The organism is Sphingobium cyanobacteriorum, assembly GCF_030580935.1.
Lineage (GTDB): Bacteria > Pseudomonadota > Alphaproteobacteria > Sphingomonadales > Sphingomonadaceae > Sphingobium > Sphingobium cyanobacteriorum.
In genome coordinates, this window is the sequence record NZ_JAUQOM010000035.1 from 1 (window position 1) to 9,381 (window position 9,381).

Genomic DNA, 9,381 nt, shown 5'->3' on the forward strand with positions numbered 1-9,381 from the left:
TAGCTCGAATATCCGAGGCGGACGAGGTCGGTATTGATGGTGGCCGGCGCCCCGCCGCGCACGTCCACCGCCGCCAGCACCTTCTTGTCGAAGCTGAAGACCGTCACCCCGGTGGGGCCCTCACGATAGGAGGCGCTGCCGATCTTGAGCGCGGGCCAATCGAAGCGCAACTCGCTGCCGCCGCCATTGAGCACCGGAACGAGGTCCGCCTGTGAATCCGGCGGGCTGGGCGCCGCCGTTTGGGCCGATCCGGCCGAGGCACCCATCAGCAGGCAAGTGACAAGGGCGGCGACGCCGGTGCGATGCTTCATATGTTTCGACCCTTTCCGTTGATCTCCGACCCGGCAGTATGCGTCAGAAATCGCGGTGCCACATATGCAAAAAATGTTCTCGCTGGTGCGCCGGCCGCACCATGCACCCGGACGGCAAAGCTGGTGCAACCCGAACACCAGCGGCAGCGATATTGGCACTTTTGGACGCCCCCGCGGATGCTAGGCTTCTGCGCTCCGGACCGATCGAGGACATGGTGGCCGATACCCCAGCGCCGGCAGCGCCCACCCTATACCGCCCCGATGCCTATGCCGCACTCGAGCCGGAGCGGATCGTGGACGACTATCCGTTCGCCACGCTGCTTTCGCCCGAGCTTCATGCGACGACCACGCCGATGCTGTTCGAGCGGAGCGATCGGGCCACGCTCATCGGTCACCTCGCGCGGCGGGGCAGCCATGCCCAGGCGATGCGGACGGGCGACCGGGTCCTGGCGATCTTCGCCGGGCCACACGCCTATATCTCCCCGCGCTGGTATACCGAGAAGCCCGAGGTGCCGACCTGGGACTATGTCGCCACGCATGTCCGCGGCCAGCTCGAGGTGATCGACGACGATGCCGGGCAGCTCGAGATCCTGCGCCGCACCATCGACCGGATGGAGGCCAGTGCCGCCAATCCATGGACGATCGACGACGCCCCGGAGGGCCGGGTCGCGTTTCTGCTGCCGCTGATCCGCTCCTTCCGCGTCCATATCGAGAGCATCGAAGGATCGACCAAATTGAGCCAGCGCCATCCGACAGGCGATCGCGAGCGGGTAGTCGCCGCGCTGCGCGCGCAGCGGGAACGGACGCTCGCCGACTATATCGCCGCCGATCTGGACGGCGCGCTATGATCGCCATCCTTGGCTGTGGCCTGATCGGCGAGAGCTGGGCCGGGCTGATGACGGCCCATGGCCATGACGTGATCCTGTGGGACCCTGCCCCCGCTGCGCTGACTGGCATCGAGCAGCGCATCGTGCGGCTGCGCGGCGAGGTACGCACTGCCATGGGTCATGCGGCAGAGGCTGATGGCGGCGTGCGCATTGCGACAACGCTTGCGGAAGCGGTAGGCGATGCTGACTGGATCCAGGAGAATGCGCCCGAGGCAGCGGCGCTCAAGCACGATCTGTACCGGCAGATCGAGGCCGTAAATGCCAGGGCACCGATCGCCAGCAGCACCTCGTCGCTCACCTGGTCGGAGCTCTCGCCCGCACTAAGCGATCCCGGCAGGCTTCTCACCGCGCACCCGTTCAACCCGCCGCATCTGATGCCGCTGGTCGAAATTTACACGCCGGACGCCGATCTGCGCCGCCGGGCAGTCGATTTCTATGCCGGGCTGGGCCGTGAGCCGGTAACGCTGCGCAAGGACGCGGTCGGGCATATCGCCAATCGCCTGGCATCCGCGCTTTGGCGCGAAGCCGTGAACCTGGTCGCCGAGGGGATCGCCGACGTCGAGACCGTCGATCGCGCGCTCGTCCACGGGCCCGGCCTGCGCTGGTCGGTGATCGGCGCGCACATGGCCTATCATCTGGGCGGTGGCCCGGGTGGTATCGAAACCTATCTGCGACACCTGGGGCCAAGCCAACAGCGGCGATGGACCAGTCTGGGCACGCCGGAACTCACGCCTTCTGTCTGTGCGATGCTGGTGGAGGGTGTCGATGCGGAGGCCGCGGGCCGATCATTGGAGCAGATCGCCGCGGCGCGAGACCGTGCGTTGGTCCGGGTGCTCGCAGCGCGACGGGAGGGCATGAACGATGCAGCCTGAAATGCGTCCGCGCATCGCGCTCATCCATGCGCTCAGCGATTCGGTCGGGCCCTGCCGTGCCGCGTTCGCGCGGCTATGGCCCGAAGCCTATTGCTTCGACCTGCTCGACACTTCGCTGTCGCAGGATCGCGCTGCGATCGGCCAGCTCGACGCTTCGATCATGCATCGCGTCCAGGCACTGGCAGACTATGCCGAGGCCAGCGGCGGCGAAGCGGGTACCACCCAGGCGCTGCTGTTCACCTGCTCCGCCTTCGGTCCGGCGATCGAATCGGTGCAGCGACTGACCCGCCTGCCCGTCTTCAAGCCGAATGAGGCAGCCTTTATCGCCGCCGTGACCATGGCGTCGTCGATCGGGCTGGTCGTAACCTTCGAAGCTTCGTTCGAGTCTCTATCGAACGAATTGCGGCGATATGCCGAGATCACCGGCAGGTCAGTCGCCATCCAGGGCGTCGTCGCCAAGGGTGCCCTAACTGCGCTGCAGGCCGGCGACGGGGCACGCCATGACACGCTGGTAGCAGAGGCCGCCGCAACGCTACGTTCTGCGGACATGATCGTGCTTGGTCAATTCTCACTCGCACGCGCAGCGCAGGAAGTCGAACGCCGCACCTGCCTGCCGGTGATCACAACCCCCGAAGCAGCTGTCCTCGGATTGCGTCGTGCGCTGGGAGCCAGACAATCGGCGCGGACAGCGCAAGGCTGAGGGAGCAATCCGCTATTCGCGCTCGCGGTGGCGATGACCTGCCGGAAGTCACCAATCTCCGGCGTGCGGTCGAGGCCTAGACGGAGCTCGATGCCGCGCACCGCGCCGATGCAGTCCACACCCTCGAGCGCCCAATCCTTATCGACGGCGTTTCGATATCTTCGGGAACGAAGGCATCGGGGTCCTTGCCGAGAGCTTGCCACGCTCCGCCGACTGATCAAAAGAGCGCACCCGCCAGACGAATCGGCAGGGTTAAGCCCCCTCGCCGACGAAGAACACGGTCCGCGTCTCGCCCGACCGGGACCAGCCACGGGCGACATCGGAAAGCGGCATCGCTTAATAGGGAAGCTCCAGCCCGATCTGATCGGCGACCGACATCGCGCCCTTGATAGCCGCGAGGAGCCGATCGAGCGGCACGCAGCCGATGCCGCTTCCCATCATCTCGATCGCGGACGAGCACAGCACGGCCGCAGGCATGGCAATTTCGGCGCTACTGATCGATCCGATCTGCACAAATCGGATCGGCCGGCCCGCCGGACCGGCCTTGGCCCCGGCAACGAGCAGGCTACGCGCCCTCGGCCCCCACAGATAGTCGAGCACGATATCGATCCCCCCGGCAAAGTAAGTCGCCATCTTACGCTTGACCAAGTCGGGATCGTCACCGAGCGTGATCGCGGCGTCTGCACCGAGCTGGCCTGGGAGCGCCGGGTTGCGCCCGGTCGCGATTACCCTCGCGGCGCCGAGTTGACGTGCGATGCGCACCGCCAGCGAACCAAAGGCGCCGGAAGCGCCGTTCACCAGCACGGTAGCTCCCACCTGGATCCGGGCGCGTTTCGTGCGGTCCATGAAGCGGACCGGGGACCGCGCGCTGACGCTGACGCTCGATGGCGGCGAGACATGCACGGCCGGGTTTTCGTTGGTGCGCATGACCCGTCGGAAGCTAGGTGACGTGGCCTTGGTAGGCGCAGGGGGCGACCCGCTCCGGCCGCAGGCTTCTATCGCGGACCGGATTGATTACCGCGTCCCGGCGAGCGGTCGCGTCATGCTTACCTGGAAATGAGGGTGAGTAACGACACCGCCTCGGTCGCGTCCGTAAGAGAACAATAGGACGCAAGGATGCGTTCTGGCTACCGGTGGAAAATCTACGTTCGAATCCGCGCACATTGGCCGAAATCTGCCAGCCCCAACCCGAGCGGAGGGTTCCAAGCGTCAGATTCTAACCACTCGCGACTTAAAACCAGACCTTGCGCTGTTTGTACGGCGCTAACTGGTAACCTCGACGGGATCGGCAAACGTAGCCCTCAGTAATACCTTCCCGGCCTTATCTTCAACCTCGATGCGGTGGGTCAAGGGCAGCCGCCCTTGTCGCACCGCGGCAGACGCCAAATCCCTTGCGTAATCTCCCGTATCGCCGGCCGCGGCGAGGCGATGGCCGCGCTTGCGCAACAAGGCCGCGCGGTGGTGGAAGACACGGTCCGCGCCGCCTTAGAAATGATTCACGCACCCCTCCACATGGGCGTAGCCCTGCTGCTGACTCGGATCACCGGCGTCGTCGGCCGCTTGATTCCGTCAAACGATCGCGTGTGCGTCGAACAAAAAACGCTTTAGGGGGGCGAAGTTCGCGACTTGTACGATAGAGGCACAATTGTCGTTTGTTCGCATTGCCTTATTCGATTGGGCGGGATCATGGACAGCGGTCAGTACTGAGCGCTAGCCCTTGTTGGCCGGGATCTGAACGTCCCCCGCATACCCTCGTCCAACGGGAGGCACCGTGACTACAGCGCTTCGAATCAGCCGGCGTCATTTGCTTGGAGGTGCGGCCGCCACCGCGATGAGCGGTCTCGCGCAATCAGCTTGGGCAGTTACGGCTTCGCCCCGTTGGCCGGAGGCCCCGCCGCCGCAGGTGCCTCGCGTCGACCATGTAATCACCCAGCTCGGCCGCCAGCGCAACGATCCCTATTCCTGGCTGAAATATGTGCCGGCCAAGGGCAGCCGCAGCTTCGAGACGCTGCCGCCGATGATCCGCAAGCAGCTTGAGGCGGAGGCCAATTATGGGGCGGCGATGCTCGCGCCGATCCGGCCCGAGCGTGAGCGGCTGCTCTCGGCGATGCTGGCCCGGGCGGGTGGCGGCGTGTCCGCGCCGCCCTTGCAGCGCGGCGCGTGGCGCTACGCCAGTCGGCTGCCGGAAGGCGGCGAACACGCGGTCCATTATCGCATCGGCGCGGACGGCAAGGAGCAGGTCTTGGTCGAGGAGGCACAGCGCGCCAAGGGCCATGCCTATTACCGGACAACCGGTCACCAGCCGAGCCCCGACCATCGCTATTTCGCCTGGGCCGAGGACGTCGTCGGCAACGACCGGCACCGGCTATGCGTGCTCGATACCCGGACGGGCAAGGTTTCGATTCCCGTGGAGACCGACGCCTATGGCTATGGCGGACTGGTCTTCTCGCCCTCCTCGGCCTGGCTCTTTTGGATCTGGCGCGATGCGCGCAATCGCCCGACGCGGCTCTATCGCTCGGCTGTTGCCGGCGGCGACCCGGTACTGGTCTATGAGGAAGCCGATGCTGCGATCTTCATGCAGATTGGTCGCACCGCCGCAGACGGTTTCGTGCGGCTTACCCTTTCAGGCCCCGATACGGCCGAAGTCCGGCTGATCGCGGCGATGGACGAGACCGGCCCGCCCCGGATCGTCCGCCTGCGCGCCAAGGGTGTGACCTACGGTATCGACGAGTGGCAGGGCGCGCTGCTGATGGTGACCGATGAAGAGGGCGCCATGGACGGCAAGATCGTTCGGCTCGATCCGCGCACGCTAAAGGCCGGCCCCACGCTGGTGCCGCACCGGTCCGGCGTGCCCATTCTCTCGGTCGTGCCGTTTGAAAGCGCGCTGGTCCGGCTCGAGCGCGAAAACGGGCTCCATCGCATCGTCCTCCGCCAAGACGACGGTCGCGAGCGGACGATCGGCTTCCCGGAGGCCGCCTATGCATTGGAACTGCCCGAGGGCCAGGACTATCGCGCCCCCACCGTCCGCATCGCGTACGAATCGCCGGTGCAGCCGCGCCACTGGATCGACGTCGATCTCGCCTCGGGAAGCCAGCACCTGGTCGCTGCCGAGCAACTGCACGGCTTCGACCCCGATGCCTATGTCGTCGAGCGGTTGAGCGCCACGGCGCCCGACGGCGTCGACGTGCCGATCACGCTGGTTTCGCGGCGCGATGCACCCAAGGACGGCAGCGCCCGGCTCCTCCTCTATGGCTATGGCGCCTATGGCATTTCGAGCGACCCGGTCTTCTCGCTGCCGGCGACGGTGCTGATCGACAAGGGCTGGCGCTACGCGATCGCGCATGTCCGCGGAGGATCGGAAAAGGGGCGCCGCTGGTTCCTCGACGGGCGTCTGTTCGCCAAACGCAATTCGATGACCGACTTCGTCGCCTGCGCACAGACGTTGTGCCGAGGCGGCTATACCGCGCCCAAGCGCGTCGTAGCGTTCGGCCTTTCGGCCGGCGGCCTGCTGGTCGGCGGCGCGATGAACCTCGCGCCCGAGCTCTGGGCAGGCGTGATCGCCAAAGTACCGTTCGTCGACATGCTCAACACGATGAGCGATGCCGATCACCCGCTGGTGCCGTTGTTCCGCCCGGACTGGGGCGATCCGCTCGCCGATCCCAAGGCCTATGACTATATCGCTTCGATCTCGCCCTATGAGAATGTCCGCGAGGCGGCCTATCCGCCGCTGCTCTGCACGGCCGGCCTCAAGGACGACCGGGTGAGCTATTGGGAGCCGGCGAAGCTCGTAGCCCAGGTGCGTCGGCGCTCGACCAGCGGCAACCCGGCGATTCTGCTGGTCAACCCCGATGCAGGTCACCAGTCGAGCGGCGACCAGCGCGCCGAATTCGACGAGATGGCGAGATTTTGGGCCTTTGCCGAGAACTGCGTGGCTTAGGCGCCCGGATTCTCCCGCGCCGCTGCGATCCGGGTCACCGCCATGTCGGCGGTGACATTACCGACGGTGCGGAAGATGTCAGGCACCGTCTCCACCGCCAGCAGCAGCGGCAGCACGTCGAGCGGCACGCCGAGCGCCAGGCAAACCGGCCCGATCGCGGTGAAGAACGATACCTGGCTCGGCAGGCCGACCGCAGCGAGGCTGACGATCGCCGCAACCAGCGCGCCCATCACGATCTGCGCTGCTCCAAGATGCACGCCGTAGAGCGAGGCCACGAACAGCGCGACCGCAATGTTCGCCGCTGAGCTGGTCACCCGGAACAGCGAGACGGCCATCGGCAGCACGATGTTGCGCACGCGCTCGGGCACGTCGAGGCCCTTGTCGATCGCCGCGATCATCGCGGGCAGCGAGGCGATCGAGCTTTGGGTGCTGAAGGCGATCACCTGGGCAGCGAGCGCTCCCCGTGCGAAACGCGCGATGCCGATTCGGCCGAAGATCGCGACGACCGGATAGATTAGCAGCGTCACGCTGGCGCAGGCGATGACGACGAGCGCGACGTACTGCGCCAGCGCCCCGGCGGTAGCGAGTCCGCCCCGGCCGCCGGCGACGAAGGCGAGCGCGAACACGCCGATCGGCGCGAGCACCAGCACCCAGCGGACGAGGACGAGCATCGCATCGACGACGCCGTGGAAGAGGTTGAGCAGGGCTTCGCGCCGTTGCTCGGCGACGCGCGTCACCGCAAAGCCGAATAGCAGGGCGAAGACGACTAGTGGCACCATCTCGCCCTGCGCCGCTGCGCCCACCGGATTGACCGGGATGAAGCTCAGCAGCCATTCGGCGGTGAGGCCGATCTTGAGGTCGGGCTGAAGCGCGCTGCCGCCCAATTCCGCAGCTGCGCCGATGGGCACCGGCCAGATCGCGAGCAGCGACGACGTCAGCGCCGCACTGAACAGCGCCGCCGCGACGAGGCCGATGGTAAAGAGCAACAGCGCCCTGCCCGCTGCACTGCCGGCCCGCGCCGCGTCGGCGGCCGAAGCGACGCCGGTGACAAGCAGTGCGAAGACGAGCGGCACGATCGTCATCCTGAGGCCGTCGAGCCAGGCGGTGCCGATCGTCTGCGCGACCGCATGCGCATCGCCCAGCCAGGTCGGACCGAGGCGCGCGATGACGCCCCCGGCGAGCAGGCCGGCGACGACGGCGATCAGGATGCGGACGGTGAGGGACAAGATTATGCTCCGTCGAAAGAAGGTGCGAGCAGCCCTGCCGCGCGAGGCTTCATGCGACGACGGCGTCGTAGCTGGCAAGGAATGCGGCGAGATTTCGCGGTAACGCCTCGCACAGATAGCCGCCCTCTTGGATGATCGCAGTCGGCTTGCCGAAACCGGCGATCAGCGCCGCCGCCCGGCCGAAGCCCTCGGTGGTAACGGCCATAGCGCCGATCGGATCGTCGATCGCGGCGTCGAGGCCAAGGGAGAGCACCAGCGCCGGGGGATCGAACTGCGCGATCCGCTCGAGGCTCTTTGCGATGGCGTCGAGGAAGGCATCATCCGCGGAGCCTAGCGGCAGCGGGAGATTATAGTTGAAGCCGTGCCCTGCCCCGTCCCCGATCTCCTCGGCATAGCCGGTGAAATAGGGGTAATAGTTGGACGTCTCGGCATGGAGCGAGACGAACAGCACGTCGGGGCGATCGTAGAAGATTGCCTGGGTGCCGTTGCCATGGTGCACGTCGATATCGAGGATCGCCGCCGAGCCGCGCGCCGCCACGATCCGCTGCGCGGCGATAGCGGCGTTGTTGAGATAGCAGAAACCGCCGGCATGCGCGCCTGACGCATGATGACCCGGCGGGCGGGCCAGCGCATAGGCGGTGCCGCCGCCCAGCGCTTCGTTGGCCGCATCGACGGCGGCATGCGCCGCGCCGGTGATCGCCGCCCAGGTGCCGGCCCGTAGCGGCGTCGAGGTGTCGGTCATGTGATAGCCGAGCTGGCCGAGCAGGCCTTCCGGGCGGCGGTGCGGGGTCCAGGGCGCGAATTGGGTAGGCACAATTTCTTCGATGCCCGGCTCGGCCTCGACCGCGCGGGCCCAGCCGCCCGAAAGCAATTCGAGGTAACCGGCATCGTGCACCCCCGCGATCGGTTCGAGTCCGTGCGCTTGCGCTTCGATCAGCGGATAGCCGGCCTCGACCACCGCCGCCTTGAGCACTTCGTAACGGCCAGTCGATTCGGGATGCTCGATCGGCCGGCCGCGGCGGTAGAAGCTCTCGGGGTCGTGACGAGTGGCGGAGGACGAATGGTAGACGAGCATCGAACGGGGTTCCCTCTTGGGTGTTCCCGAAACGCTAGCGCCGACAAGCAAAGTCTGTCCACGAACAGACAAAGTACCTCAAATATCTGGTATATAACGGTTTTTGTCTGAAACGCCGAACAACTGGCGGCCTGGGCCGGAAAATCGCGTCGATTGTTCGAAGACGGTGGCAAGATCAGTGAGTCGGGCCGAAAACCGTACCCGCAAAGGTTGGTCAGACGCTGCTCAGCAACAGGCTGGTCTCGCTATTGGGGTGACTACACGAAAGTGACGTATCTGCACGGTAAGGGCGAACGGATAGCGAACGTCACGCGGCGAGCAGGGATCGGACGGCGCGCAGCGGCCGCAAGGCATCCGGATCGGGCCGGTCTTC

At 66.3% G+C, this 9,381-nt stretch carries 10 protein-coding genes; 5 read left to right on the plus strand and 5 right to left on the minus strand.

The window, feature by feature from the left end; all coding sequences use genetic code 11:
* Window positions 1–311 (minus strand): hypothetical protein (locus tag Q4610_RS20990; RefSeq protein WP_304537771.1); only part of this gene is annotated, 311 nt, incomplete at its 3' end.
* Between the two features lie 212 nt (window positions 312–523).
* Here Q4610_RS20990 and Q4610_RS20995 point away from each other — a divergent pair.
* Genes Q4610_RS20995 through Q4610_RS21005 form a run of 3 tightly spaced genes read left to right on the plus strand, consistent with a single transcriptional unit; the run spans window position 524 to window position 2,770 of the window.
* On the plus strand, window positions 524–1,159 hold the full coding sequence (locus Q4610_RS20995) for an FMN-binding negative transcriptional regulator (RefSeq protein ID WP_304537772.1): 636 nt from the start codon (window positions 524–526) through the stop codon (window positions 1,157–1,159).
* The gene (locus Q4610_RS21000) at window positions 1,156–2,070 is read left to right on the plus strand and encodes a 3-hydroxyacyl-CoA dehydrogenase NAD-binding domain-containing protein (RefSeq protein ID WP_304537773.1); all 915 of its coding nucleotides are present in this window, start codon (window positions 1,156–1,158) and stop codon (window positions 2,068–2,070) included. Before Q4610_RS20995 ends, Q4610_RS21000 begins: the two co-directional genes overlap by 4 nt.
* Window positions 2,060–2,770: an aspartate/glutamate racemase family protein gene (locus Q4610_RS21005; RefSeq protein WP_304537774.1), complete on the plus strand. Its 711-nt coding sequence runs from the start codon at window positions 2,060–2,062 to the stop codon at window positions 2,768–2,770. The genes Q4610_RS21000 and Q4610_RS21005 overlap by 11 nt, the downstream gene beginning before the upstream one ends.
* A 336-nt stretch (window positions 2,771–3,106) precedes the next feature.
* On the opposite strand, the gene Q4610_RS21010 is transcribed toward Q4610_RS21005, so the two are convergent.
* Together Q4610_RS21010 and Q4610_RS21875 are read right to left on the minus strand one after the other, a co-directional pair.
* Window positions 3,107–3,697, minus strand: a complete 591-nt coding sequence (locus Q4610_RS21010) for an MDR/zinc-dependent alcohol dehydrogenase-like family protein (protein ID WP_304537775.1) — start codon at window positions 3,695–3,697, stop codon at window positions 3,107–3,109.
* A 336-nt stretch (window positions 3,698–4,033) separates the two neighbouring features.
* Window positions 4,034–4,219 (minus strand): DUF6894 family protein, encoded by a 186-nt coding sequence (locus Q4610_RS21875; RefSeq protein WP_425262596.1) that lies wholly within the window; start codon window positions 4,217–4,219, stop codon window positions 4,034–4,036.
* On the opposite strand from Q4610_RS21875, the gene Q4610_RS21015 reads away from it, so the two are divergent.
* Both Q4610_RS21015 and Q4610_RS21020 read left to right on the plus strand, forming a co-directional pair.
* Window positions 4,199–4,378, plus strand: a complete 180-nt coding sequence (locus Q4610_RS21015; RefSeq protein WP_304537776.1) for a hypothetical protein — start codon at window positions 4,199–4,201, stop codon at window positions 4,376–4,378. The genes Q4610_RS21875 and Q4610_RS21015 overlap by 21 nt on opposite strands.
* A 295-nt stretch (window positions 4,379–4,673) precedes the next feature.
* Window positions 4,674–6,707 carry a S9 family peptidase gene (locus tag Q4610_RS21020; protein ID WP_304537777.1) on the plus strand — a complete coding sequence of 678 codons (2,034 nt, stop codon included), beginning with the start codon at window positions 4,674–4,676 and terminating at the stop codon, window positions 6,705–6,707.
* Here the strand turns inward: Q4610_RS21020 and Q4610_RS21025 are convergent.
* Both Q4610_RS21025 and Q4610_RS21030 read right to left on the minus strand, forming a co-directional pair.
* Complete coding sequence (locus Q4610_RS21025) at window positions 6,704–7,933, minus strand: dicarboxylate/amino acid:cation symporter (protein ID WP_304537778.1); 1,230 nt, start codon at window positions 7,931–7,933, stop codon at window positions 6,704–6,706. The two genes, Q4610_RS21020 and Q4610_RS21025, sit on opposite strands and share 4 nt — an antisense overlap.
* Before the next feature lie 49 nt (window positions 7,934–7,982).
* Window positions 7,983–9,008 carry a histone deacetylase family protein gene (locus tag Q4610_RS21030; RefSeq protein ID WP_304537779.1) on the minus strand — a complete coding sequence of 342 codons (1,026 nt, stop codon included), beginning with the start codon at window positions 9,006–9,008 and terminating at the stop codon, window positions 7,983–7,985.
* Between the last annotated feature and the right edge of the window lie 373 nt (window positions 9,009–9,381).

Bases quoted from the DNA above. Each gene is read 5' to 3' on its own strand.
- Q4610_RS20995 (WP_304537772.1), top strand. From the start codon at position 524: ATGGTGGCCGATACCCCAGCGCCGGCAGCGCCCACCCTATACCGCCCC.
- Q4610_RS21010 (WP_304537775.1), bottom strand. From the start codon at position 3,697: ATGCGCACCAACGAAAACCCGGCCGTGCATGTCTCGCCGCCATCGAGC.
- Q4610_RS21000 (WP_304537773.1), top strand. From the start codon at position 1,156: ATGATCGCCATCCTTGGCTGTGGCCTGATCGGCGAGAGCTGGGCCGGG.
- Q4610_RS21005 (WP_304537774.1), top strand. From the start codon at position 2,060: ATGCAGCCTGAAATGCGTCCGCGCATCGCGCTCATCCATGCGCTCAGC.
- Q4610_RS21030 (WP_304537779.1), bottom strand. From the start codon at position 9,008: ATGCTCGTCTACCATTCGTCCTCCGCCACTCGTCACGACCCCGAGAGC.
- Q4610_RS21015 (WP_304537776.1), top strand. From the start codon at position 4,199: ATGGCCGCGCTTGCGCAACAAGGCCGCGCGGTGGTGGAAGACACGGTC.